Origin of the sequence: Pseudomonas sp. F3-2, from assembly GCF_038804275.1 — a bacterium.
Classification (GTDB): Bacteria; Pseudomonadota; Gammaproteobacteria; order Pseudomonadales; family Pseudomonadaceae; genus Aquipseudomonas.
Window position 1 is genome coordinate 1,685,223 of the sequence record NZ_CP152388.1, and the last position, 25,459, is coordinate 1,710,681.

Consider the following 25,459-nt stretch of genomic DNA (forward strand, 5'->3'; position numbering starts at 1 on the left):
GCGGGGCTGTTTGTGCATGAGGAGCTGTAATGTCCACCGCAATAGCCGATTACTTTCACACCACGGCGCTCAGGCAGCGCTTCATCGATGACGTAGAAGCCGCGCTTATCGCCGGCGCGCTGAATGCTGACGAGCGACAGTGGCTGCTGTCGCTGAACCATCGCCCGACTCTCGACAATCCTGACCCTGTGCGGGTCGACCGCCTGCTGTTCGATGACGGACGCGCTGCGCCTTTCGACATGTCCACCGCGAGGATGCTCAGTCATACGACTGCCACCCATCCGCGCGTGTACCTGCACAGCCTGGCGGCGGGTCTGGAATCCTTCACCGATCGCCGCGCGCTGCTGGCCGCCCTGTCGGCGCGCTTTGCCGAAGGCCAGGCAAACGCTCCGTTCGAGTACGAGCGAATCGAAACGGATCCGTTTCAGGCGCAGATGTTCGCGATTCTGGATGCGCAGGCCCAGACCGTGAGTCAGCTGACCGGGCAACTCAAAGACTCGCCGTTTTTGATCAATGCGACCACGGCGGCGCTCGAACGAACCTTGAGCAAGACCTTGCCGCGCTTCAAGCAGGACCCGGCGCAGCATCTTTTGCAGATCGTCCAGACCGCGTCCGGCGACAATCCGGAGCGGGTGCTGGCAACGCAGTCTTTGGCCCAGTGCGCGTTCGATGACTACTGCAAGAACGGCCTGATGGAGGGGATCGAGCGACGTTTTCTCGATGTCGATGGGCGCGTCGTGGATGCAGAAGAGGCGGCGCGACTGGCGCAGGCGCTGAGTGATTCGGTGGGGCTGGTTGCCGCGCAGTTTGGCGAACTGCTCGACTCATTCTGGCTAGACACAAGAGAGGGCGTGCAGAGTCGACGCGACCTGGCCGTCGCGAACTTCAACAACAGCGTTGTTCACGAGCTTTATCGCTGTCAGCAGAGTGGTCAGCTCACGCCGGAGGAGTTCAAGGCGCTGCGGCCGCTCCTGCAATCGCTCGCTGGCACGCTGCCCAACGGGTACGGCGTGCAATGTCAGCGGCTGTCGATCCGCGCAGGCAGTGGCACGCGCCATGCGTTGGCAGCCACGTTCGTCTTGCGCCTCGGGCTGTCGGGCGACAGCGCGGTCTGGTGGTTCACGCCAGCGCACAGCCTGCACCGCTTCAATGATCCCGTGTCCTTCGGCGCCCACCTGAACAGTGCGCCGGGGCGTGAGCAGCTGCGTGGGGCGCTGGCCATCGAGCAGCAGTCGCTGCTGACCGGCAGCGATGCGTTGAACGTCACGCTCGAAGACATCACGGGGGCGGTATTCGCTGACCGTGTTGATTCGATCATCGCCTTGCAGCAAGCCAACCTTGCTTATGCAGCGCGCTTGTCGAATGCCCCGGATGCGATGTCATCGATGTTCGACGATGCACTGGACGTGCGTGCCTTGCTCGACCCGCGCCTGTTGCCGTTCGGCAGCGGTCGCTGGCGTCAGGCGGCGCCTTTCGATTTTACCGGGATCTGGCAGTTCGATGCCGAGGGCCAGGCGCTGGTCGCCGTGTCGCCGCCGGATGAGGAGGATGGGCTCGCCGAGCAGGAAGACGACATCTCGCAAGCCTCCGCGCGGGCGATGTTCACCCCTTCATGGCGTGAGCAGACGCGGATCGCCGATTGGCTGGCCGGCGAGCTGCACGAGCAGAACCAGGGCTTGTACGAGTACGCCGAGCTGGCGTTGCAGCGCCGTCTGTGCGTGCTGACGCCACTGGCGGTCAGGGCCGGAGAGGTCAGTGTGCAATGGCGGGAAGCCGCGGCCGGGGCCGATGGGCTGGAGGACGCGAGCGGCGCCACGGCGACGGTCACGCGCACGTCGGACCTGCTGTCGTTGCTGCTGGAGCGCGTCAGCGGGCTGCGTCCGACAACGGTTGGCCTGTCGGGCTTGACGTATTCGCCTGCGGCGGTCGCCCGGGCACTGTCCGGCGAAGGTGTGCTCGAGCATGTGCTCGAGCGCGCTGCACAGGACTTTACCGCGTCGTACCTCGGTTATTTCCGGCAGTCAAAGACCTCCATGGCCCGGACGAATGACAGGCATTGGCAGCCGGTCATCGTGGCGGCTAATTTGCGCCACGACACCGCGCGTATCGACCTTGCGCTGGCCGAGCGTCTGGCGAGCATCGCGCCGGCCGGCGTGGGTATCGCGCGGCAGGTGCTGGACCGTCCCGTGCGCGCTCAGCGAATCGACAGCCCAGGCCCGACCACCGAGGTGTTTTCTATTTCGCTGCTGTACGGCAGTCAAGCGGTGGCTCAGCTCAGTGACACGATGGTGGTGTCGCAACCGGCTCAGACCGGCGCCGGGCTGATGCTTTGGAGCAGCCTGCACGGCTGGCGACATTATCGTTCCCTCGAACATCTGCAAACGCGACTGCAAGCGCATTTTCACGGACGCTACAGCGAGTTATGGCTGGGATTGGTGGGCGAAACGCAGCGCGCTCCGTTGCGCGTGCATCTGCACAAAGCCACCGACAGCTCGTTGCGCCTGCGTCTGGATCGGGTCGACGGACACGCCTTCGAAGCATTGCAGGGCGGCGTCCTGCGCAGGCAAGAGCTGAATCTGCAAGCGCTGTGCGAACGTGCCGTGCGCTGCCGCTTTGATGCGCGGTTGTTCCTGGGCCTGGCGAGCGCCGCGCAATTGGACGAACAGCTGGACGGTATGCTCGACGGCCTGTCTCTGGGCATCAGCCGCACCTTGTTCGAGGCCATGCTGCCGCCCTGGCTGACCGCGGCATCACTCGACCAGTTGTTTGTCTACGTGGAACTCTGGCGCCGTTTGTATCGGGCGAGCGAAGGCGGGGAAGATTTCCTCTTTGGCATTCCCTCGCTGTTCGAGTTCGCCCACGCGCAATTGGTGGCCCAGCTCAAACTGGATTTCATCGACCAGACGCTCGATCCCGACCTGATCACGGTGACCGCCCGACACTTCGTTGCCGCGCCAGTGCTGGCGGGGCAGACGCCGTCAGGGATACCGGCGGCGACCATCATTCGCAAGGAGTCGCTGACCGAATACTCGGCCAATCGCTTCGTCGACCTGCAAGACGCCGTGCTGAGCATCGACTCGGTCGAGCAGGCCGAAGCGGTCAAGTTGCTGACTCCGGATTACCTGCGCAAGCTGGTCAGAAAGCTCGATGTCGGCGCAGGCTTCATGACTTTGCTGCGTGACGGTCTGAATCAGGACGGCGCTGACTACGCGCGTCGCCAGCGGCTGTTCATCAATCAGTTGCCCACGATGATGCAGGTCGTTGCCTATCAACTGAAACTGGAAAAATCCCTGAGCGACACCGCGTTTCAATTCATCGCTCAGGTCGGTGACATGCCCGACGGCATCGCCCGGGAACCTGTAGGTCACACCCGCGTCATCATCAGCCCGTTGCAACTGGTCGCCGATGCGGGGATGAGCCCTGACCGATGCCTGGGCCTCTACCTCATCGTGTCGGCGGATGCGCAAGCGGGGCCCGTTATTTTGTACGCGTTGCAAAATTCCGGCTTTACCTTTCGCGAATTCGACAGCCGCGATGCAGTGGTCCAGGCCATTCGGACGGAGACCGAACTTCAGTCGCTGCTGCTGGCGCGCATGGACCCCGACGTGCGCAAGCGCTACGACAATGGCGGGTTCAACGAGCCGCATTTGCCGTTCTACGCCGCGAGCATGGGTGATGTGCCGCTGCGCAAACCTGGCCCCGTGACCCTGGCCGTGGAGGAGGTGCGCGGCAACGCACTGCTGATGCTGTTCACGGACACCTGTGAATTGCTCCTGGACATCGGCATGAGCAATTCGGTGACGACGCTTGAAGCCGACGCGGCGTCCAGACGTTTTCTCATGACGCTGGGCATGGAACAGGCACTGAGCCTGTTGCCTGGCAAACTCGCGGCACTGGTGTCGCTGTGGCAGAGCCACTCGCTGGTGCGGGCATCCTTCAATTCGGCTTCCGGAAAACGCTGGGGCGAGGCGTTGTCGGAGTTTTCCGCGGCGCTGGGTGTGATGGCGACCGCCCGTGGCCAGGCGCTGGATGAACAGGTCAGAGAAGAACTGGCGTCCGACCAGCCGCATACGGCGAGGGTCACGGAAGAGGAAAAGGCGGCGACCAACCTTGGCTGGTCCGGCGCAAACCTGTCGGGCGAGCAATTGCGGCGCCTGCAAGCGCTGGAAGTGAAAAACGTCGCGCTCAACGATCTGCGTCGCGACGAGTTGCTGAGCTTGTACCGCGACCCGCGCAGCGATGCGACCTACGCCGCAGTGAATGGACGCATCTATCGGGTCTCGCGCAACGACCGGGAAGGACGCTGGATGATCGTCGGCAGCGATGGCGCGGCGGGACCGCGACTGACCCTCGACGACGACCAGCGCTGGCAGATGGATCTGAGCGTTGGCCTTAAAGGTGGCGGAGGTTTCGTCAGCCGGCTTCGCGAAAGTTATACGACCGTCGATGCGAGCGACGTCATGGTGATCGAAGCCGAGGGCATGCCGCAGATTCGCGCGCTGTTTCGTGACAAGGCGCGACGCATCGGTCAGGCGCATTTGCGCGCCAAGCGCTACCTTGAAACGTGCCTGGACAATCTCAATGCGCATCAGCGCACAGAACCGCTGGACCCGCGCGTGGCGGCGATTCTCACTGAGTTCTACGGCACCCGCACGCTCGACCGGCCGTTGCTGGAGCGAACCGAGCAGGCGATCAAGGCGCTGTTCAACGCGCTCATGGACGCTTCGCTGGCGCCATTCTCGTCGTCGCGTTTCGTCGTCGGCACCAACCGGCCCGGTGCCCAGACCACCATCGGTTTCGTCTACAAGACCGACCCGCAGAAGCGAATCTTTCTGACCGAGTGCTTCTTTCAGGTGCCGGCGTATCGGCTCAATGCCCGCGCTGCCGCGGAAGGGTTCGATCTGGGGCCGCATTACCGCGCTGCCACCTTGCTCCACGAGTTGTCCCACCTGGCGCTGAACACGCACGACATCGCGTATCTGGAGAGCTCGGCGCCGTATGCGGACCTGATCGCGGAGGACGACGCGAGCAATGTCCGATTAAAAGCGGATATCGAGCGTTTTCAGACCCGCGAGCTGTCCGGCCAGAGCGATCGCCGGGCGCTGTTTCTGATGCTCGACGGCGGGCAATGGCGCGACATCGGACCGGACGACAACCGGGGTTACGATACGATATTGCAGCTGACCGAATCAGAGAGTCTGGACGAGGCCCGGCATGTGTTTCTGACGGATGTGGCTAAACGCAGCCAGGTCATGCTCAGCAATGCCGACTCGTTGACGCTGCTGATTCTGCGGCTCGGGCGGCGCAATTTTGTGGTGCCGACGCCTGAGGCTTCGGCACCACAGCCCGGTCAGAGCGCGTAGTTGCGCAGCTCGCGGGCGATGAGCAGGCGCTGGATCTCACTGGAGCCTTCGTAGATCTGGGTGATACGCGCGTCCCGGTAGAATTTCTCCACCGGGTAGTCCTCCAGATAGCCGTAGCCGCCGTGAATCTGTACCGCTTTGGAACAGACCCACTCGGCCATTTCCGAGGCGAACAGCTTGGCTTGCGACGCCTCCGACAGACAGGGCTTGCCCGCCGTGCGCAAGCGTGCGGCGTGCAGCACCAGCAGACGTGAGGCATTGATGCGCGTGTGCATGTCGGCCAGCAGGTTGGAAATACTCTGGTGTTCGATGATCGGCTTGTCGAACTGCACCCGCTCGCGGGCATACGCCAGCGCCGCTTCGAACGCGGCGCGCGCGATACCCAGCGCCTGGGCGGCGATGCCGATCCGGCCGCCCTCCAGATTGGACAGGGCGATTGCCAGGCCTTTGCCGCGTTCGCCCAGCAGGTTGTCGGCCGGGATGCGGCATTCGTTCAGGGTCACCGCGCAGGTGTCCGAAGCGCGAATGCCCATCTTGTGTTCCATGCGGTCGACGCTGTAGCCGGGGTTGTCGGTGGGCACCAGAAAAGCCGACAGACCCCGTTTGCCCAGCTGCGGATCGGTCACCGCAAAGACGATGGCGAGCTGCGCGCGCTTGCCGTTGCTGACAAATTGCTTGGCGCCGTTGAGCACCCATTGGCCGTCCTTGAGTTCGGCACGGGTGCGCAGGTTATGGGCTTCGGAACCGGCGTGGGGTTCGGTCAGGCAAAAACAGCCGATGGCCTTGCCGCTGGCCAGCTTCTCGAGCCACTGCTGCTTTTGCGACTCGCTGCCGTAATTGAGGATCGGCCCACAGCCCACCGAGCTGTGCACGCTCATCAAGGTGCCGGTCGCAGCGTCGGCGGCGGAGATTTCTTCCACCGCCAGGGCGTACGCCACGTAGTCGATGTACGTGCCGCCCCATTGCTCCGGCACGATCATCCCCAGCAGGCCCAGCTCGCCGAGTTTGTCGACCAGATCGTCGTCGATCCAGCCGGCTTTCTCCCAGGCGTGGGCATGGGGAGCGATTTCATTGCGCGCAAATTCCCGCGCCATGTCGCGGATCATTACCTGTTCTTCGGTCAGTTCGAGATCTTGCATAGGTCACGCCTCATGACCGCTGAAAAAACTCGCCACATGCTCGGCCTCGAGGCTCTGCACAGTGGACGGGTTCCATTGCGGTTTCTTGTCTTTATCAACGATCAGGGCACGTACGCCCTCGATCAGGTCGCCCCGTTCGAACCATTGTCGATCAAGGTGTAACTCCAGATCGAAGCAGGTCTCGAGCGGCAGGTGACGACCACGCCGCAGCAACTCCAGCGTGACCGCCATCGCCAGTGGCGAACGGGTGTTCATCAGGTTAGCGGTATCGACGGCCCAGCGGTGGCTGTCGATGACGTTCACCTGCAGCAGCTGTTCGATAATGCTCGGGATATCCGGAAGCGCGAAAAAGTGATCGATGGCCGGGCGCAATTTCTCCAGCGGCGGCTCGGGCAATTGCTGCACTGCCAGTTTCGCCAGCACGCCTTGCAGATCCTTGAGCGGCGTCAGGCTCCACTTCAGCAGGTCAAGCTGACGATCCAGTTCATCGAGCCGGGCGCTGTCGATGCACCAGTCCGCCAGGCCGCAGTACAGCGCGTCTGCCGCCTGAATCTGCACGCCGGTCACGCCCAGATAAATGCCCAGTTCGCCTGGGACGCGGGGCAGGAAATAACTGCCACCGACGTCAGGGAAATAGCCGATGGCCACTTCCGGCATCGCCAGACGGCTGCGTTCGGTGACCACGCGCAGGTCAACGCCCTGCGCCAGCCCCATGCCGCCGCCCAGCACGAACCCGTCCATCAGCGCCATGACCGGTTTGCGGTAATGATGCAGGGTGAGGTCCAGCGCATATTCTTCGGCGAAGAAGTCCAGATGTTCGGTGTGACCGCCTTTGAAGCTGTCGTATATCGAGCGAATGTCGCCACCGGCGCAGAACGCTTTCTCGCCAGCGCCGCGCAAGACCACGGCATAGACTTTCTCGTCCCGCGCCCATGCGTCCAGCTGGTATTGCAGCTGGCGAACCATGTCCAGGTCGATGGCATTCAAGCCCTGCGGGCGGTTGAGGGTGATGTGACCGATATGATTGCGTACTTCGGACAGAACGGTGTCGCAGGCCGGTTGGCCTGAAGACTGGGCCGATACTACCTGTGCCGTCATCGCTGACTCCCTGTTACTTTTTGTTTTGCTCATTCATCGACCGAAAACGGCCGTGATCCGTGACGGTGCTCACGGATGCTAACAGCGCAATTTTGCAAATGACAATGAAGAATCCTGCAGCGCCGTTGTGCAGTAATGCATGGCCATTTGCCTGATTTCGCAGGCGGACGCCTGCTGACTGAGGTTTGCAGCCATGACGCAAGCGGGAAAGGGGCTGTGACGTCAGTGCAACGACGACGTGACGACGCTGCGCAGGCTTTACAGTGCCGATAACTGACGCTGCGCCTTGACCAGCAACGAAAAAGGCGACCGGATGGTCGCCTTTCGTTGATCTTCAAGGCCTGCCGTGACCAGCATGCCTGGCACGCCGTTCGCGAATCATGCCTGCAGGCTGAACAACGCCACCTCGGGCGCATCGCTCACCCAGTGCTCACTGACCGTCCAGCCCGCCCGTGCCGCCAGATCGGTGAAGGACTGCACGGTGAACTTGTGCGAGTTCTCCGTGTGCAAACGCTCACCGGCAGCGAAACGGAAGCTGTGCCCGGCCACGCTCACCACCTGTTCCTGACGGCTGACCAGATGCATTTCCATGCACGCCTGTTGCGCATTCCATACGGCCAGATGATCGAACGCATCGACGTTGAAGTCGGCGTTCAACTCGCGATTGATTCGCGTCAGCAGGTTTTTGTTGAAGCGCGCCGTCACGCCTTCGGCATCGTCGTACGCCGCCACCAGCGTGTCGGCATCCTTGACCATGTCGACGCCAACGATGAAGTGCGCGTTTTCGCCCAGCACGTCGTGGGCGGCGTGAAGGAAATCCACCGCCTGCTGATCGGTGAAGTTACCGATCGTCGAGCCGGGAAAGAATCCGACGCGCGTGTGCCCATCGGCTTCCTTGGGCAAGGTCAGGACCCGGGTGAAATCGTCCACCTGCGGCGCGACGGTCAGTGCCGGGTATTGCAGGCGAAGCGACTGCGCGGCCTTGTTCAGCGCCGTGGCGCTGATGTCGATCGGCACGTAGACGGCGATGTGCGGGGCCGCGTCCAGCACCAGTCGGGTCTTTTCGCTGGCGCCGCTGCCGAACTCCACCAGCGTCGCGCCTTCGGGAATCGTCGCGGCAATCTGCCCGGCGATGCGCGTCAGCAGTCCGGTTTCGGCGCGAGTGGGGTAATACTCGGCGGTCTCACAGATGGCCTCGAACAGGTCGGAGCCTGCCGCATCGTAGAAGTATTTTGGCGACAGGCTTTTCGCCGGCGCCGACAGCCCGGCTAGCACGTCGCGGGCGAACTCGCTGTCGTGGGGATTGACCACGCCGGGTTGGCGGCTGTCCCGTGCCAGGCGCAGGCCAGCCACCATCCAGCGCTTGTCCGGCTGGAAAAAGTTGCGGTAGGTCAGTCGGCAATGATTCGGCGAGGTCACGCTGGCGCCGCCACGCAGGACCATCTGGTTGATCATGAACTTGCCGTTGTATTCACCCACAGCGCCGGCGGAGGGTTTGAAGCCCGGGTAGGCGCTGTAGGCGCTTTGTGTCCACTGCCAGGCGACGCTGTCCACTTGTTCCAGCAAGCCGGCGCTTGCGGCGGCTTCCCACTCAGCCTCGGTGGGCAGACGCGCATCGGCCCACGTCGCGAACGCCGCCGCTTCGTAATAGCTGATGTGAGTGACCGGGGCAGCCGGATCGATGTCTTCCAGCCCGCGCAGGCTCATGCGCTTCCAGCCATTGTCGTCGTGGTACCAGTACAGCGGAGCGTTCCAGCCGTTTTCCTGTATCAACGTCCAGCCTTCGGACAGCCAGAGCGCGGCCGTGTGATAACCGCCGTCGGCAATGAAGCTCAGCCATTCGCCGTTGGTGACCAGGCGATCGCTGATTTCGAAAGACTGCAGATACGTGGTGTGGCGTGGACCTTCGTGATCGAAGGCGAAGCCGCTGCCGTCATGACCGATCTGCGTCAGGCCCGCGCTCAGCGGCTTGAACCGCCCGCGGCGACCGCCAGCGTCTTTCGGCCAGCGCGGGCTGTAAGCCGGCTTGAGCGAGGACAGGCTGAACAGGTGCAGGATGTCCATCAGCAGCAGTTCCTGATGCTGCTCTTCGTGGGCCAGCCCCAGCTCGATCAGGCTCGCCATGTCATCGGACACCTCAGTCATCAGCAACGCTGCCATGTGCTCATCGACATGTTTGCGGTACGCCAGCACCTGATCGACGCTGGGCCGCGTCATCAGGCCGCGCTGCGGGCGCGGATGACGGGGGCCGACGGCCTCGTAATAGGAGTTGAAGAGGTAGCCGAAGGTCGGGTCGAACGGGGTGTAATCGTCGACGTTCGGTGCCAGCAGGAAGGTCTCGAAGAACCAGGTGGTGTGCGCCATGTGCCACTTGGCCGGACTGGCGTCAGGCATCGACTGCACGACCATGTCTTCGGCGCTGAGCGGCTCGACCAGATGTTCGGTACGGTCGCGAACCGTTTGATAGCGCTGATACAGCACGTGGGTGACAGGGGTGTCGCGTAGCTGGCGTGAATGGCGCGTCATCGGGCGTTCTCCGGAGTTTGCCGACGCCCGGTGGGCTGATTTCCATGCAGCCAGGCGGTACGGCTTTCCTTCATTCTTCTCATGACCGGGCCACAACAACGCTGTTGCAGCCCGGATTCGTGTTGCCAAAGCGGTGGAGCGACAGGGCGGTGGACTGCTTCGACGTCGAATCAATGAACTTCGAGGGTCACTTTGTCGGGGTAAAACGCGACATGGCCTTCGATTTCCTTGACCGACGGATACGCCTGTTCGTAGGTCCAGACAGCGTTTTCAGCGACCTCGCCATTGGCGTTGAGGCTGAAATAACTGGCGTCGCCCTTATAAGGGCAATGGGTTCGATGCTCGGATCGCGCGTAATGTTCAATCGAAATATCCGAACGCGGGATGTATATAACCGCAGGGTATGAAGCCTCCTTGAGTTCCAGCGCTTTGTCGCTTTGCGCCACGCGCACGCCCTTGAACTGGACGGTGACGCGCCCAGTGACCGGGGCGATGGTGATGGGGTGATCAGGACCTGGGGTTTTCATGGCGATGAATCCTTTTATTCACAGGGATCGAGTCGACCGTTCAGGCACCATACCTGCGGACAGATGGCCGAGGCGAACAGCCAGTGTAGTATTCGCCCCACGCCGGGAACGAGCGTATTACAAACGGGCCTTTGAATGCTGGGGCTCATATTATTGTGTTTCCGGGCATCTGCACGGCGCTCACGCCGCGTGGCTGACCAACGGAGCTCGCGCAACGGACTGCGTTTAATTGTTTTGACCTGCCGCCACGACTGTCGAAAGCCTGAACCTGAGGCGTCACTGACAGTCGCAACAGAGGCGCCGCCGTACCACACACGGGGCCTTTTAACGTCAGAACTGGCCATGCCAGCGTGAATGAGTCAGTTTTCGGGGGCACACATGAATGACTTATCCAGCCTGCTCGAGGCGCTCGATGTCGCGCAGTCCGGGCAGCAGGAAGCAGTGATCGCCACGGTGGTCAAGGTCGAGGGTTCGGCCTATCGCCGTCCGGGCGCGCGCATGATCATCATGCCGATGGGCGAGGCTACGGGCACCGTCAGCGGCGGTTGTCTGGAAAGCGATGTCAGCAAAAAAGCCTGGTGGCTGACCGCAACCGGCAAACCTTCGATGCGCAGCTACACCACCGGCGAAGACGACGATGAGCTCGAAGACGCCGAGCTGAGTTTCGGTCTGGGCTGCAACGGCACGGTGCACATCCTGTTCGAGCGCATCCACCCTCAGACACCGAGTCTGGTGGTGGATGTCCTGCGTGCGGTCAAGGCCAGCGGGCGCGATGCGGCACTAGCAACTGTGATCGGCTCGGCCAGCGAGCGTCATGTGGCGTTGGGTGAGCGAGTGGCCATTTCGCCGTCCAGCGGTGTGCAGGTGCAGATGCGCGAGCGCTGGCTGGCAGCGGCCATTGCCGAGGATCTGCAAACGGTGCTGGATGTCCGCCGCTCGGCAACGAGCACCTACGAAGGCCCGGACGGGCCGGTCGAAGTCCTGCTCGAATACATCGCCGCGCCTCGCCGTCTGGTGGTGTTTGGCGCAGGCCATGACGCCATGCCGCTGGTGAACATGGCCAAGGTGCAGGGCTGGCACATCAGCGTGATCGATGCCCGCAGTCACTTTGCCCGGCCGCAACGTTTTCCCGACGCTGACGATGTGCTGGCGTTGCCGCTGGAGCCGTTGCCGGCACTGGCGACCCTGGTGGAAGACGCGGCGGTCGTGGTCATGACCCACAGCCTGACGCAGGACCGCCACTGGCTTGGGCAAGTTTTGCAGCACGCGCCGCGCTACATCGGGCAATTGGGCCCGCGCAGTCGCACCGAGCGGCTGCTGGACGAGTTGCCGCCATCGCTGCGCGACACCGATGCGTTTGCGCGGCTGCATTACCCGGTCGGGCTGGATCTGGGCGGCGATGCACCCCACAGCGTGGCGCTGTCGATCCTTTCCGAGGTCAATGCGGTGTTCAACGGCCGCGCCGGCGGCATGCTCAAACACCGCCAGGCCAGTATTCACGCCGTCGACGTGACGCTCGATGCACAAGAACCTCGTGTGAAGATGATCGGATAGTCCCGACGCGACCTTCCAGCCCGCCGCGCCTCGGTGCGTCGGGCTGCACACGCCGTCTTCAGGCAACATGCCTGCAGCACAGCCATGGGCAAAGTCTGAAGAAGTGGCGCCCGCCACAAAGTCGCTAGAATCAATTGCGTTGGTCACGCCCGTCGAAAGCCTGACGTGAGTTTTCGGCGCGACAAATGTTCGTTGACGCTGCGTGAGCTGACCGTCTCGTGAGTAATATCGTTCTGCCCATGGTCTCAGCACGGAATCCACCAGGTCCGCTCGATGAACGACAAGTACACACCCCACGACTGGGCGCCTCATGAGCGACCGACGCTGCCCGGTTCTCCCTCAACGCCGCTGCATCCGGTGCCCAAGCGCTGGGCATTCGCGATCGTCGGGGTCATCGTCGCGCTGACCGGCGGACTCGGCAATGCGCTGGTGGTCGCCAACCTTCAATACCTGCAGGGCGCGCTGGGCGCGACGCAGGCGGAGATTGCCTGGCTGCCCGCCGCGTATGTCATGACCAACGTCTCGATGAACCTGCTGCTGGTCAAGTTCCGTCAGCAGTTCGGGTTGCGCGCCTTCACCGAAGTGTTTCTGGTGTTGTATGCCCTGGTCACCTTCGGCCATCTGTTCGTCAATGACATCGAATCGGCCATCGCCGTGCGCGCCGCTCACGGCATGGTGGGGGCAGCGCTCAGTTCGCTGGGTCTGTACTACATGATTCAGGCCTTTCCGCAGAAATGGCGAATGAAAGCGCTGGTGCTCGGCCTCGGCACGGCGCAACTGGCGACGCCGCTGGCGCGCCTGGTTTCGGAAGACTTGCTGCAGATCGCCGAGTGGCGTGGCCTGTATCTGTTCGAGCTGGGCATGTGCCTGCTTTCCCTGGGCTGCGTGCTGATCCTCAAGCTGCCGCCGGGCGATCGCTTCAAAGCGTTCGAAAAACTCGACTTCCTGACCTTCGCGCTGCTCGCCTCAGGCTTCGCCGCGTTGTGTGCGGCGCTGTCGCTGGGGCGGATCGAATGGTGGCTGGAAGAGCCCTGGATCGGCATTGCGCTGGCGTCATCGATCGTGCTGATTCTCGCCGGGCTGGCGATCGAACATAACCGCACCCGACCGCTGCTGATTACCCGGTGGTTGGGCAGCGGACGAATGATCCGCTTCGCCATGGGCGTGCTGCTGACGCGCATTGTGCTGTCGGAGCAGTCCACCGGCGCCGTGGGTTTTCTTCAGGGCATGAACCAGGGCACCGAGCAGTTGCACACCTTGTACTTCTTCATGCTGCTGGGCAGCGTCGCCGGGTTGTTGGTCAGTGCCATGACGATCAACCCGCAGCATCTGTTCAAGCCGCTGATCATCTCGCTGGCGCTGATGGCAATCGGTTCGACGATGGACAGTTTTTCCACCAGCCTGACCCGCGGACCGCAGATGTATTTCAGCCAGTTTCTGCTGGCATTCGGGGGGACCTTCTTTCTCGGCCCGACGCTGGTGCTGGGCATCAGCGGGGTGATCAGCAACCCGCGCAACATGGTCAGCTTTTCCGTGCTGTTCGGGATCACCCAGAACGTCGGCAGTCTGATCGGCTCGGCGCTGCTGGGCACTTTTCAGGTCTGGCGCGAGAAGTTTCACTCAGCGCACATCGTCGAGCACGTCACGCTCCTCAACGCGCAGGTCCAGTCGCGCCTGCAAAGCGCCAGCGGCGCGTACATTTCCGCCATCGCCGATCCGTCGGCACGCACCAATCAGGGCATTCGCTCGCTGGCCACGGCGGCCACGCGCGAGGCCAATACGCTGGCCTACAACGACGTCTTCATGCTGATTGCGCTGATCGCCGTGCTGACAGCGATCTGGATCACCAGCCGGGCAACCTGGCTGTGGATCACCACCGAGCCGGTCGCGCCTTTTACACCGGCGACGCCAGGCGCATCTCCCGTTCAACCCTCTGGTACTCCTTCTTCATGACTGAACCTGGCAATCCTTCTGGCAGCACTTCCGGCGCTTCGTCGGCGCCCAATCAGGCAGCGTCGGCGGGGCCGGCTCCGGCCCCGGCGGTCATGCCGGCCACGACCCAGCCTCGGTCGGCACGCATCAGGCTGGTGTCATCGATTCTGTTCGGCGGCGTTGCGCTGGCCGGCGTGCTGATTGTGCTCTACGCCTGGCAGCTGCCGCCGTTCAGCAGCCCCATCGAAAGCACCGAAAACGCACTGGTGCGCGGTCAGACCACCCTCATCGGTCCGCAATTGAGCGGTTACGTCTACGAGGTGCCTGTTCAGGATTTCCAGTGGGTGAAGGAGGGCGACCTGCTGGTCCGGATCGACGACCGGATCTATCAGCAGCATCTGGACCAGGGGCTGGCGCAGCTGGGCATTCAGAAAGCTGCGCTGGACAATAACCTGCAGCAACGTCGCAGCGCCGAAGCGACCATCGTTCAGCGCCAGGCCGCGGTCGCCAACGCGCTGGCACAGAGCGACAAGGCCGCGGCGGATCTGCGTCGCAGCTCGGCGCTGGTCACGGACGGCTCGGTGTCGAAAAGCGAACTGGACGTCACCCGTGCCGCCGACGCTCAGGCCCGCGCGGCGCTGGCCGAAGCGCGTGCGTCGCTGGAAATTTCCCGCCAGGACCTGCAGACAGTGATCGTCAATCGCGGCTCGCTGGAGGCGTCGGTGAAAAATGCCGAAGCGGCGATCGAGCTGGCGCGTATCGACCTCAGCAACACGCGGATCACGGCGCCGCGCGACGGTCAGTTGGGGCAGATTGGCGTGCGCCTGGGCGCGTACGTCCACGCTGGATCATCGCCAACATGAAAGAAACCCAGATGGCCAACGTGCGCCTTGGACAGCCGGTGAGCTTTACGGTCGATGCGCTCGAAAACCGCAAGATGCGAGGGCGGGTGCAACGAATCTCGCCTGCGGCAGGCTCCGAATTCAGCCTGTTGCCGGCCGACAACGCCACCGGCAACTTCGTCAAGATCGCCCAGCGCATTCCGGTGCGCATCACGATCGACAACGATCAGGACGATGTCGATCGGTTGCGCCCGGGGATGTCGGTGGTGGTCAGCATTGACACCAGCCAGGATGGGCCAGTGCCACCGGACCCGGTCGACGGCACGGTGGATTCGCCGCGCTGATCGTCCGGCACGGTCGGGCTAGACCATGCGTCGCACCGTGTTGTCTTTGCGCACGAAGTGGTGCCAGATCGCGGCGATCACGTGCAGGCCGATCACGTAGTAGAAGATCGTCCCCAGCAGCACGTGGTAGTGCTCCAGGTTTTCGGCGGTCTCTTTGGAGATGTCGAACGGCGCCGGGATCGCCAGTGAAGTGAGCGGAACCGGCAACGCGCCGCGCTCCAGCAGGACGGTAAAAAGCCCCAGCAAAGGCTGCGCGAACAGAAAGGCATAAAGCAGATAGTGCGACAGCGTCGCGGCCAGCCGCAGCGCACCTTCCAGAGGCGGAGTGATGCCCGGAGGTGTGTGGCGGTGGCGCTCGGCCACGCGGAAAAACGCCATGATCAGCACCACGATGCCCACCCAGAAATGCGTCTGCACGACGAACGTGCGCGGGTCGCTGCCCCGGGCAAACTGGCTGCGGCTGAGGATCAGGGCATAGGCCAGCACAATCAGGATCGCCATGACCCAATGAAACCAGCGGGCTTTGTAACTGTAGCGTTCGGGGTTGGAAGGTGTACTCACGGTCAGGCCTCTCGTTTTGATTTTTCTGGTTCTGCTGTGCCGTTGATAACCCAATGCCATGGCGCTGTCGAGCCGGCGGGGAGTTAGCGTCGACTTTGCAAGCTGCCAATGATACAAATTGTTTCGAACGATACATGAGATGTATCATCCAACTAAGCATGTATCAGTCAGCGCTTGCGAATATCTCAGTCCATTGTTCTGTCTGTTCGATAGTTTGATGAGGGTCCTAACTTTCACCCGTTTGAAGTTATCCGAATAACGACTGTTAATGTTTTAAAGGACCTTTATCGGGAGAACGATGAACCGTTAGGCAGACCGCGTTATTAATCAGTGAAAATCACTCGATTCGGATTTGACAGCGCATCCGCATGGATCCATCTTTATCCCCCGAAGGCTGGAAAGTCCCAGCATGGCAGTCCATTCGGGCTGGCAGTTTGCCTGCTTTTTGCCAGAGTTTTCGCTTAAGTTTCGTACGATCAAAAGGCGCTTCGACATGGAAGTTTCGGTATTTGTTCGTCTGCAAGAAAGTATCTGTACAAGACGGTTTGTACGCCGGTTATTTTCGTTCAATGAATCGCGCTTTTATAAAACCCGTCACCGGCAGCCTGACGTTCACTTCGTGACGGGCCACCGGAGATGGCAGTGCATGTCCCCGTTCGCCCGGAAAGTTTGCGTATGAAAAAAGTCGTCATCACCGGTGCCGGGAGTGGAATCGGCATGGCTACGTCGATTGCCTGCGTCAGTGCAGGTTTCTACGTGATTGCGGCAGACAGCGACCGGTTGGGGCTCAAAACGTTACAGGCGCAGCTGCCGGTCCATCGGCTGGAAACCCATCTGGTCGACTTGTCCGGCACGCAGCTCAGCCAAGGGTTCATCAGCGATCTCTACGCCACCCACAAACATCGCACGCTGCATGCGCTGGTCAACAATGTCGGCGCGCAAACTGGCCAGGGCCGCGCGGCGTACAGCGAGCAGGACATTGCGGCGTTGCATGAGGTGAATTTTACTTCTCTGATGAATCTGTCATCCGATTTCGCCCGACAGGAACCCGATGCCCCGCATACGCGCAGCATCGTCAACATCAACGCTGCGAGCGATGGCGCGGGCGAGGAGGCCTTTTATCATGCAACCGGGGCCCGGATGATCGACCTGACCCGCGCCAACGCTTGGAGTTTCGGGCCCAGGGTGCGCGTCAATGCGGTTTCTTCGCTGAAGACTCCGGACGCCTTCGCGGCGAAGCACAGCGTCGAAAACTCGCTTGGGCAACCTGCGTACGCGCACGAGCGACAGCGACTCGCCACTGACCCCTTCCAACCAGGCGCCGTGGCCGATGCGGTCATGTTCCTGCTGTCCGAGCACAGCCACCCACTGACGGGAAAAGTCATTGTCGCGGGCAATGCCACTCACCCTTTCTAGCGATCAGGAACCCGAGGCCCCTCGGATTTCAGGGAGAACACCATGCAACGCAAAAAGCTGCTTATCGTTGGAGCAGGCAGGCTGTGCCTGCAGATCCTGCAGGTCCTGGCCCCGCGCAATCAGTTCGAATTTCACGTGGCAAGCCGCGATCTGGAACAGGCCACGCGGCTGTGCAATCTGGTACGCCAGGCGGCGTTGCAGCTGAATGTGGTGGTTCAGATTCGCGGCTGGGCGATGGACCTGCGCGACGCCTGCATAGGCTGTAATGCCGAAACGCTCTCGAAGATCAAACCGGACATCGTCCTCAACTGCGCCTCGCTTCAGTCGACATCCGAGCTCACGGCCCTGAACAAGGAAAAATTCGACGCGCTGGACCAGGCCGGCTTCGGGCCCTGGCTGCCGTTGCATCTGGCCCCGGCCTACGCCTTGATGCGTGCAGTCAAACAGTCTTGCCCCAAGGCATTGGTGGTCAATGCTGCGTATCCGGACGCTGTCAACGCTGTACTTTACAAGGTCGGCATGGCCCCGGATGTCGGTATCGGCAACATCGCCAATCTTGTTCCCGCCACCCGTTGCGCCATCGCTCGTCTGTCTGGCTCCGATCCGGTGAAGGTGTGCGTCAAGCTGGTCGGTCACCACTATTTCAGCCAGTACGTGCCGCGCTTCGGGCTGCCGGTTGATGCGCCGGAGCAGGGTTGCAGCCTGAGTTACTGGATCGACGGCCACGAATACACGGACGAATGGAGCGAGGAGGTGATCTTCGGTTGCGTGGCCGACGAATTTCGACGACTGGGCGGTGTGGACGCCCATTACCTGACAGCGATGTCGGCCGTCGCAGTGCTGGAAAACCTCTATTCGGACATCGAGGTGCGCGTCCACGCGCCAGGTCCGCACGGATTGCCGGGCGGTTACCCAATTAAGGTCGGCATGGGCAAAGTGTTGCTGGATCTGCCATTCGGGGTGCGTCGCGAGGAGGCGATTCAGGTCAATGAGGCCGGCCAGCGACAGGACGGCATCCAGTCGATCCTGGCCGATGGCACGGTTGTGTTCGGCGACAAGCAATGCGAACTGATGCGCAAGTTGTTGAATTTTCGCATGACGGACATGAAGGTCGGTGATGCGGCCGAGTGGGCGCGGGAACTGGCCTGCAAATTCCGCGCGTATGCCCAGGATTCGCGACAGACCGCCAGCCACCTCCCGGTTGGCGGCTCCCCTGCATTTGCCCGGTGAGCGATGAACGCCGAATCATTCGGATCGGCGCGCCGCAAGACGCAAAAAACCATGGAACCTGGCCCGGTCTCAAGCTTCTTATCTCTTGTTCAGGATGATTGCGGCAGGTGTCGCGGCAGAACATGAGAGAGCCCTTGCATGAGCGATATCCACATCGGCATTTCCGGCTGGCGCTATGAGCCGTGGCGAGGCGACTTTTACCCTGAAGGCCTGGCCCAGAAGAACGAGCTGAAGTTCGCCTCGCGGGCGGTCAACAGCATCGAAATCAACGGCTCGTTCTATTCCCTGCAGTCGCCGGACCTGTACGCGCGCTGGTATGCCGATACCCCCAAGGGGTTTGTCTTCAGTGTGAAAGCCCCTCGGTACATCACCCATGTTCGCCGCCTGAAGGACATCGAAGAGCCCTTGGCGAACTTCTTTGCGTCGGGCATTTTTCGGCTGCGCGAGAAACTGGGCCCGATTCTCTGGCAATTCCCGCCGGCGTTCAAATTCGACCCCGAACGTTTCGAGACCTTCCTCAGCCTGCTGCCCCATGACGGCAAGTCCGCCAAGGCCCTCGCCAAAAAGTGTGCGGCGCGGATGGAGAAGCCGGGGTATCTGGACATCCCGGCCAAAGCCAGGCTGCGCCACGCGGTGGAAATCCGTCACGAAAGTTTTGCCGTGCCGGCGTTCATCGAGCTGCTGCGCAAGTACAAGGTCGCGCTGGTGGTGGCCGACACCGCCGGCAAATGGCCGTATCTGGAAGACCTGACCAGCGATTTCGTTTACCTGCGTCTGCACGGCGACAAAGCGTTGTACGCCAGCGGTTACACACCTTCAGCGTTGAAACACTGGGGTGACCGGATCGACACGTGGCGCCAAGGCGCGCAGCCCGAAGACGCGCACGTAGCGCTGGACAACGCGCCTAAGGCGCGCAAATCCCGAGACATCTACTGCTATTTCGACAACGACCTCAAAGTCCGCGCACCTTACGACGCGCACACCTTGCTGGAGCGTTTCGAGCTGGCCGATGCATTGGAAGTCTCGCCCGGCGATCTACGAGGAGTGAGCTTTTGACCAGTGCCCTGATTCCTGACGAGATCGGCGGTCGACGTCAAAGTGCCTCGACCGTCGTCACGCTCAATATCCTGACCATGAACATGCACATGGGCTTTGGGTTTCTCAATCGGCGGTTCATTTTGCCCGAGCTGCGCGATGCCGTGCGCAGCGTGTCGGCCGACGTGGTGTTCCTGCAGGAGGTCCATGGCGAGCACCAGGATCATGCGCAGAACGTAAAGAACTGGCCGACCACCTCGCAGTACGAATTCCTCGCCGACAGCATGTGGAAGGATTTCGCTTACGGACGCAACGCCGTTTACCCACACGGCCATCACGGCAACGCGTTGCTGTCCAAGTACCCGATCGTGCGCCATGAAAACCTCGACATCTCGATTCTCGGCACCGAGGAACGCGGCCTTCTGCATTGCGTCCTGCAGGTCCCGCACTTTGGCGAGGTGCATGCGGTCTGCGTGCATCTGGGGCTCAAGGAACATCATCGCCAGCAACAGCTCACTCTGCTTGCCGAACTGGTCGGTCGCCTGCCGCCAGAGGCGCCGGTGATCATCGCTGGCGACTTCAACGATTGGCGCAAGAAGGCCGATGCCGTGTTGACGCCCACGGGGCTGCGCGAAGTGTTCGTCGAGGCGTTCGGGGCGCCTGCGAAAAGTTTTCCGGCACGGTTCCCCTTGCTGCGCCTGGACCGTATCTACGTGCGCAATGCGCGAATCAGGACGCCCAAGGTTCTGTCGAACCGGCCCTGGTCGCATCTTTCCGATCATGCGCCTTTGGCGGTGGAGGTGACGCTATGAAGGCTTTCAGTGACATGTGTGGCGTCTGGCAAGACGGCAATTCGGTGGAGTTGCTGATCAATGGCGAGGACTTCTTCGCCCGGGTCTTCGACAGCATTCGCGCTGCCCGGCAGGAAGTCCTGCTGGAAACCTTCATCATTTTCGAAGACCGGGTCGGCGAGGGCCTGCAACAGGCGGTCATCGAGGCGGCTCGTCGTGGGGTGCGCGTGGTCATTACCGTCGATGACTACGGCACCAGTGATCTGAGCTCTGAGTTCGTCGCGCAGATGATCGAGGCGGGCGTACAAATCCAGTTGTTCGACCCGCGCCCCAAACTCATGGGCATGCGCACCAACCTGTTCCGCCGCCTGCACCGCAAGGTCGTGGTCATCGACGCCGAACTGGCGTTCATGGGCGGCATCAATTACAGCGTCGACCACATGGCCGACACCGGCATCACCGCCAAGCAGGACTACGCCGTGCTCGTGCGCGGGCCGATCGTTGCCGACATTTACCGCTCGACGTTGAACATGCTCGGCCCGGCCGTGCGCAAGACGTTCACGCCGCTCAAACCGGTGACCCGTCAGGCGGGCAGCGCGCGGATGCTGATGGCCGAGCGTGACAACCGCCGACACACCACCGACATCGAAGAGCAGTATTTGCTGGCGATGCGCAACGCGACCCAGCGCATCACCATCGCCAACGCCTATTTCTTCCCCAGTTACCGCTTCCTGCGTGAGCTGCGCAACGCCGCGCGGCGCGGGGTGAAAGTCACGTTGATTCTGCAAGGTCAGCCCGACATGCCGTTGGTGCGCATGTGCTCTCGGCTGACCTACACCTGGCTGCTGCGCGAAGGCGTGGTGATCCATGAATACAAACAGCGCGCGTTGCATGGCAAGGTCGCACTCATCGATCACGAGTGGTCGACGGTGGGCTCCAGCAATCTTGACCCCTTGAGCCTGGCGCTGAATCTGGAAGCCAATCTGTTCATTCGCGATCACGCACTCAATCAGCGCCTGCACGAGCACTTGCGGGATCTGGCCCTTGCGCACAGCAAGCAGGTCAATCTCAAAGGCCTGGCCAAGGGGCAGTGGTGGCGCGCGCCGATGATTTTTTTCAGCTTCCACTTCCTGCGCCACTTTCCTGCGATTGCCGGGCTGTTTCCGGTGCATGGCCCACGCCTGAAGCCGGTGCGGGCGCCGGAGGTGATTCCAGAAGCGGCGGAATTGAAAAACGAGCTGTCGGCCGATCAGGAGAAGTCGCTATGAATGGAGTCTCACAAGCTCCGACCCGCGAACAGAATCAGGAGCACAACGGCAAGAACAGGCCATGGCTGACGTGGGCCAAGCGCGGGGTGACGGTGTTTTTCTTCATTGCGGTGCCGGTCCTGCTGTTCACCCTGATGAAGAATCTGGACTGGAAAGAGGTCAGCCATGCGCTGCAGTCCTACAAGGCGAGCACGCTGGTGCTGGGCTTTCTGATTGCAGCGGGCAGTTACCTGACCTATTGCGGTTTCGATGTGCTGGCCCGGCGTTACACCGAGCACAAACTGTCGGTCTCTCAGATCGTTCCGGTGACGTTCGTCTGCTACGCCTTCAACCTCAACCTCAGTTCATGGGTAGGCGGCATCGCGTTGCGTTATCGGCTGTATTCGCGGCTCGGGCTCGACGTGCCGACCATTACGCGCATTCTGAGCCTGAGCCTGATCACCAACTGGTTGGGCTACATGCTGCTGGCAGGCTTCGTGTTCGCCGGTGATTTCATCGATCTGCCCGATGGCTGGAAGATAGGCGACACGACGTTGCAATTGATCGGCTTCGTGTTGCTGGCGGTGTGTTTCAGCTATTTCCTCGCCTGCCGTTTTTCGAAGCGCAGGACCTGGACCATTCGCAAGCAGCAACTGGTCCTGCCGTCACTCAATCAGGCGCTGCGTCAGGCGTTGCTCGGCGCGCTGAACTGGGGACTGATGGCGCTGCTGATCTACGTGCTCCTGCCGGAAAAAGCATTCTATCCCGCTGTGTTGGGGATTCTTCTGATCAGCAGCATCGCCGGGGTGATCGCCCACATTCCTGCGGGGCTCGGCGTGCTTGAAACCGTATTCATCACGCTGATGCAGCATCAGTTCAGCAAAGGGCAACTGCTCGCCGCGCTGATCGGCTACCGGGTGATCTACTTCCTGATCCCGCTGATGCTGGCGGTGGTGGTGTATCTGGTGCTGGAAAAGCGCGCCAAAGCGATGCGCAGCAATAACGAAGCACGCCGGGGGGGATGACTGCGAAACGCCTGACACGCGGCGGTCAGGCTTGTGGGCCAGCTTGCTCGCGATGACTATATTCCGGTTATTGCAGGTGCGGCGGATGTAACGGCCTCTTCGCGAGCAAGCTCACTCCTACACGAATCTGCGGGCATTCCCGAGTTCTCCGGCCATACACAAATCCTGTAGGAGCGAGCTTGCTCGCGACGACCATATTCCGGTCATTACATGTGCATCGGACACACCGGCCTCTTCGCGAGCAAGCTCACTCCTACAGGGATCTGCGGGCACTCCCGAATGCTCCGGCCAGACACAAATCCTGTAGGAGCGAGCTTGCTCGCGATGACTGACTTCCAGCCGTTGCCTCTCTACCGGACACACAGGCCAATTCGCGAGCAAGCTCACTCCTACACGGATCTGCGGGGATTCCCGAGTTCTCCGGCCAGACACAAATCCTGTAGGAGCGAGCTTGCCCGCGATGACTATATTCCGGTGATTACCTATGCATCAGACACATCGGCCTCTTCGCGAGCAAGCTCACTCCCACAGGGATCTGCGGGCATTCCCGAGTTCTCCGGACATACACAAATCCTGTAGGAGCGAGCGCGCTCGCGATCACTATATTCCGGTCATTACCTATGCGTCGGACGTACCGGCCTCTTCGCGAGCAAGCTCACTCCTACAGGGGGCTGGGGCATTCCCGAATGCTCAGGCCAGACACAAATCCTGTAGGAGCGAGCTTGCTCGCGATGACCATATCCCGGTCATTACATGTGCATCGGACACACCGGCCTCTTCGCGAGCAAGCTCACTCCTACAGGGATCTGCGGGCACTCCCGAATGCTCCGGCCAGACACAAATCCTGTAGGAGCGAGCTTGCTCGCGATGACTATATTCCGGTCATTACATGTGCATCGGATGTAACGGCCTCTTCGCGAGCAAGCTCACTCCTACAGGGATCTGCGGGCATTCCCGAGTTCTCCGGCCAGACACAGAACCTGTAGAAGCGAGCTTGCTCGCGATGACTATATTCCGGTCATTACATGTGCATCGGACACACCGGGCTCTTCGCGAGCAAGCTCACTCCCACTGGGATCTGCGGGCATTCCCGAGTTCTCCGGCCAGACACAGAACCTGTAGGAGCGAGCTTGCTCGCGATGACGATATTCCGGTCATTACCTATGCATCGGACACATCGGCCTCTTCGCGAGCAAGCTCACTCCTACAGAGATCTGCGGGCAGTCCCGAATTCTCCGGCCAGACACAAATCCGTGGCGGCAGCTTGCTGGCGCCACAATGGACCGGGTCACCGCGATCAGTCCTTGCCTGCAAACATCCTCACCGCATCCACCGCGTCATTGGTTCCGGCGCTGATCTGCACGATCGCGCTGCCGGCCTGATCCGCAAGGTCCACGCCCTTGGCCGCGTTGGTCCGGGTGTTGTCCATGCTGACGATGGCCTGGCGCGTCTCGTTCTGGATGACCTGAATCATTTCAGAGATCTCCTGCGTCGAGCGACTGGTGCGGCCTGCCAGTTGGCGAACTTCATCGGCCACCACGGCGAATCCGCGCCCCTGATCGCCTGCCCGCGCGGCTTCGATCGCCGCGTTGAGGGCGAGCAGGTTGGTCTGGTCGGCAATGCCGTGGATGGTGTTGACGATGGCCGTGATCTGCTCTGAGCGCTCGCCCAGTTGACCGATTATTCGCGATGAATCATCGATGTTCTGCGAAATCTGGCGCATTTCGCTGGCGGCCTGCTGGATCACCTGCGTGCCTTGCTCAGCGTATTTCTGGGTCTGCACCGAAATGTGATACGCCTGCGCCGCGCTGTGGGAGTCCTGCTCGTGTTTCTCGATACGTGCCGTGACGTCAGAGGCGAACTTGACGACTTTGCACAGCTTTCCGCAGGCGTCATACACCGGGTTGTAGGACGCTTCCAGCCAGAGTGTCTGACCATGCTTGCCGACGCGCTTGAACTGGCCGCTGAAGAATTCGCCTTTGTTCAGCTGACGCCAGAAATCCTGGTATTCGCCGCTGCTGACCAGTTCGGCGGGGCACAGGATCCGGTGGTTTTTGCCCAGCAGTTCCTGACGGCTGTAGCCCATCAGCCGCAGCAGGTTGTCGTTGGCCGCGATGATCTGACCATCAAGGCCGAACTCGATGACCGCCATGGCCCGGTCAATGGCCTGGAGTTTGTTCTGCGACTCGCGCTCGTTCTGAAGTTTTTCCGTCACGTCCACGGCGTATTTGACGATCTTGATCACCTTGCCCTCGGCATCCTTGATCGGGTTATAGCTGGCCTCCAGCCACACCGTGCGTCCGTCACCCGCCACCCGTTGAAAGGTCGCCGACACGAACTCGCCCGTGCGCAGCCGCGCCCAGAGCTGCGAATACTCGCTGCTGCGCACGTATTCGGCGGTGCAGAAGATGCGATGTTCCTTGCCGATCACCTGCTCGGGGCGGTAGTGCATGACGCGGTAGAAGTTGTCGTTGGCGCTGAGCACAACCCCGTGCAGGTCGAACTCGATGCTGGCCATCGAGCGGTTGATCGCTTCCAGCAGGCTGGTTTGATGGGAGACAGTGTGTTGCAGGGTCTGGATGACTTTATTCTTGGACGAGTCGAAAAACATGATGGCGGCTCTCGCAGGTGGAACGACGGAGCGGTCGTGTTCCCTGACCCTGTGAGCGCGGTGATGGCTCAACTGCCGTTTCCGTGAGCAGCGCAGATATCATCACAAACGTGATATCAAAAAGCTACTTAAATCTTGTACAGCTCGTCGGTTTTGTACAAGGTTGGTCAAGCGTCGAATTCTGCACCCGCCATCCTCATCGAGCTGGCCGAGCGCTC

The 25,459-nt window shown here is 61.5% G+C and carries 15 protein-coding genes and 1 pseudogene; 10 read left to right on the top strand and 6 right to left on the bottom strand.

The features are described 5' to 3' along the window. The first annotated feature begins 29 nt into the window (after positions 1-29). Positions 30-5,363 (top strand): DUF6543 domain-containing protein, encoded by a 5,334-nt coding sequence (locus tag AAGQ88_RS07720; RefSeq protein WP_342654895.1) that lies wholly within the window; start codon positions 30-32, stop codon positions 5,361-5,363. On the opposite strand, the gene AAGQ88_RS07725 is transcribed toward AAGQ88_RS07720, so the two are convergent. The 4 genes from AAGQ88_RS07725 to AAGQ88_RS07740 all read right to left on the bottom strand — a co-directional run bounded on the left by AAGQ88_RS07725 (position 5,351) and on the right by AAGQ88_RS07740 (position 10,653). Further along, positions 5,351-6,502 carry an acyl-CoA dehydrogenase family protein gene (locus AAGQ88_RS07725; protein WP_342654896.1) on the bottom strand — a complete coding sequence of 384 codons (1,152 nt, stop codon included), beginning with the start codon at positions 6,500-6,502 and terminating at the stop codon, positions 5,351-5,353. The two genes, AAGQ88_RS07720 and AAGQ88_RS07725, sit on opposite strands and share 13 nt — an antisense overlap. 3 nt (positions 6,503-6,505) lie before the next feature. Then, the gene (locus AAGQ88_RS07730; RefSeq protein WP_342654897.1) at positions 6,506-7,600 is read right to left on the bottom strand and encodes an enoyl-CoA hydratase/isomerase family protein; all 1,095 of its coding nucleotides are present in this window, start codon (positions 7,598-7,600) and stop codon (positions 6,506-6,508) included. A gap of 378 nt (positions 7,601-7,978) precedes the next feature. Next, the gene (gene egtB, locus AAGQ88_RS07735; protein WP_342654898.1) at positions 7,979-10,126 is read right to left on the bottom strand and encodes an ergothioneine biosynthesis protein EgtB; all 2,148 of its coding nucleotides are present in this window, start codon (positions 10,124-10,126) and stop codon (positions 7,979-7,981) included. A 170-nt stretch (positions 10,127-10,296) separates the two neighbouring features. Next, entirely contained in the window at positions 10,297-10,653 is a 357-nt protein-coding gene (locus tag AAGQ88_RS07740) for a DUF427 domain-containing protein (protein WP_342654899.1), read from the bottom strand. Positions 10,654-11,031: 378 nt separating this feature from the next. On the opposite strand from AAGQ88_RS07740, the gene AAGQ88_RS07745 reads away from it, so the two are divergent. From AAGQ88_RS07745 to AAGQ88_RS07755, 3 genes and pseudogenes are all read left to right on the top strand, one after another. Beyond that, positions 11,032-12,207, top strand: coding sequence for an XdhC family protein (locus tag AAGQ88_RS07745; protein ID WP_342654900.1), 1,176 nt, complete (start codon positions 11,032-11,034; stop codon positions 12,205-12,207). 273 nt (positions 12,208-12,480) lie between these two features. Then, positions 12,481-14,160, top strand: a complete 1,680-nt coding sequence (locus AAGQ88_RS07750) for an MFS transporter (RefSeq protein WP_342654901.1) — start codon at positions 12,481-12,483, stop codon at positions 14,158-14,160. Further along, a pseudogene (locus AAGQ88_RS07755) lies at positions 14,157-15,325 on the top strand (HlyD family secretion protein). Before AAGQ88_RS07750 ends, AAGQ88_RS07755 begins: the two are co-directional and overlap by 4 nt. A gap of 18 nt (positions 15,326-15,343) precedes the next feature. Here the strand turns inward: AAGQ88_RS07755 and AAGQ88_RS07760 are convergent. Further along, positions 15,344-15,886 (bottom strand): cytochrome b, encoded by a 543-nt coding sequence (locus AAGQ88_RS07760; protein WP_342654902.1) that lies wholly within the window; start codon positions 15,884-15,886, stop codon positions 15,344-15,346. A 675-nt stretch (positions 15,887-16,561) separates the two neighbouring features. On the opposite strand from AAGQ88_RS07760, the gene AAGQ88_RS07765 reads away from it, so the two are divergent. The 6 genes from AAGQ88_RS07765 to AAGQ88_RS07790 all read left to right on the top strand — a co-directional run bounded on the left by AAGQ88_RS07765 (position 16,562) and on the right by AAGQ88_RS07790 (position 22,630). Continuing rightward, positions 16,562-17,302, top strand: a complete 741-nt coding sequence (locus AAGQ88_RS07765; RefSeq protein WP_342654903.1) for an SDR family oxidoreductase — start codon at positions 16,562-16,564, stop codon at positions 17,300-17,302. Between the two features lie 42 nt (positions 17,303-17,344). After that, on the top strand, positions 17,345-18,532 hold the full coding sequence (locus tag AAGQ88_RS07770; RefSeq protein ID WP_342654904.1) for a hypothetical protein: 1,188 nt from the start codon (positions 17,345-17,347) through the stop codon (positions 18,530-18,532). Positions 18,533-18,670: 138 nt separating this feature from the next. After that, positions 18,671-19,588, top strand: a complete 918-nt coding sequence (locus AAGQ88_RS07775; RefSeq protein WP_342654905.1) for a DUF72 domain-containing protein — start codon at positions 18,671-18,673, stop codon at positions 19,586-19,588. 77 nt (positions 19,589-19,665) lie between these two features. Continuing rightward, positions 19,666-20,379, top strand: coding sequence for an endonuclease/exonuclease/phosphatase family protein (locus AAGQ88_RS07780; protein WP_342655759.1), 714 nt, complete (start codon positions 19,666-19,668; stop codon positions 20,377-20,379). Next, entirely contained in the window at positions 20,376-21,626 is a 1,251-nt protein-coding gene (gene clsB / locus AAGQ88_RS07785) for a cardiolipin synthase ClsB (RefSeq protein ID WP_342654906.1), read from the top strand. The genes AAGQ88_RS07780 and clsB overlap by 4 nt, the downstream gene beginning before the upstream one ends. Then, a complete protein-coding gene (locus tag AAGQ88_RS07790) occupies positions 21,623-22,630 on the top strand; it encodes a lysylphosphatidylglycerol synthase domain-containing protein (protein ID WP_342654907.1) in 1,008 nt (335 codons plus the stop codon). Before clsB ends, AAGQ88_RS07790 begins: the two co-directional genes overlap by 4 nt. Before the next feature lie 1,297 nt (positions 22,631-23,927). Here the strand turns inward: AAGQ88_RS07790 and AAGQ88_RS07795 are convergent. Next, a complete protein-coding gene (locus AAGQ88_RS07795) occupies positions 23,928-25,241 on the bottom strand; it encodes a PAS domain-containing methyl-accepting chemotaxis protein (protein ID WP_285424477.1) in 1,314 nt (437 codons plus the stop codon). Between the last annotated feature and the right edge of the window lie 218 nt (positions 25,242-25,459).

Bases quoted from the DNA above. Each gene is read 5' to 3' on its own strand.
- AAGQ88_RS07720 (WP_342654895.1), top strand. From the start codon at position 30: ATGTCCACCGCAATAGCCGATTACTTTCACACCACGGCGCTCAGGCAG.
- AAGQ88_RS07725 (WP_342654896.1), bottom strand. From the start codon at position 6,502: ATGCAAGATCTCGAACTGACCGAAGAACAGGTAATGATCCGCGACATG.
- AAGQ88_RS07730 (WP_342654897.1), bottom strand. From the start codon at position 7,600: ATGACGGCACAGGTAGTATCGGCCCAGTCTTCAGGCCAACCGGCCTGC.
- egtB (WP_342654898.1), bottom strand. From the start codon at position 10,126: ATGACGCGCCATTCACGCCAGCTACGCGACACCCCTGTCACCCACGTG.
- AAGQ88_RS07740 (WP_342654899.1), bottom strand. From the start codon at position 10,653: ATGAAAACCCCAGGTCCTGATCACCCCATCACCATCGCCCCGGTCACT.
- AAGQ88_RS07745 (WP_342654900.1), top strand. From the start codon at position 11,032: ATGAATGACTTATCCAGCCTGCTCGAGGCGCTCGATGTCGCGCAGTCC.
- AAGQ88_RS07750 (WP_342654901.1), top strand. From the start codon at position 12,481: ATGAACGACAAGTACACACCCCACGACTGGGCGCCTCATGAGCGACCG.
- AAGQ88_RS07765 (WP_342654903.1), top strand. From the start codon at position 16,562: ATGAAAAAAGTCGTCATCACCGGTGCCGGGAGTGGAATCGGCATGGCT.
- AAGQ88_RS07770 (WP_342654904.1), top strand. From the start codon at position 17,345: ATGCAACGCAAAAAGCTGCTTATCGTTGGAGCAGGCAGGCTGTGCCTG.
- AAGQ88_RS07775 (WP_342654905.1), top strand. From the start codon at position 18,671: ATGAGCGATATCCACATCGGCATTTCCGGCTGGCGCTATGAGCCGTGG.
- AAGQ88_RS07780 (WP_342655759.1), top strand. From the start codon at position 19,666: ATGAACATGCACATGGGCTTTGGGTTTCTCAATCGGCGGTTCATTTTG.
- clsB (WP_342654906.1), top strand. From the start codon at position 20,376: ATGAAGGCTTTCAGTGACATGTGTGGCGTCTGGCAAGACGGCAATTCG.
- AAGQ88_RS07790 (WP_342654907.1), top strand. From the start codon at position 21,623: ATGAATGGAGTCTCACAAGCTCCGACCCGCGAACAGAATCAGGAGCAC.
- AAGQ88_RS07795 (WP_285424477.1), bottom strand. From the start codon at position 25,241: ATGTTTTTCGACTCGTCCAAGAATAAAGTCATCCAGACCCTGCAACAC.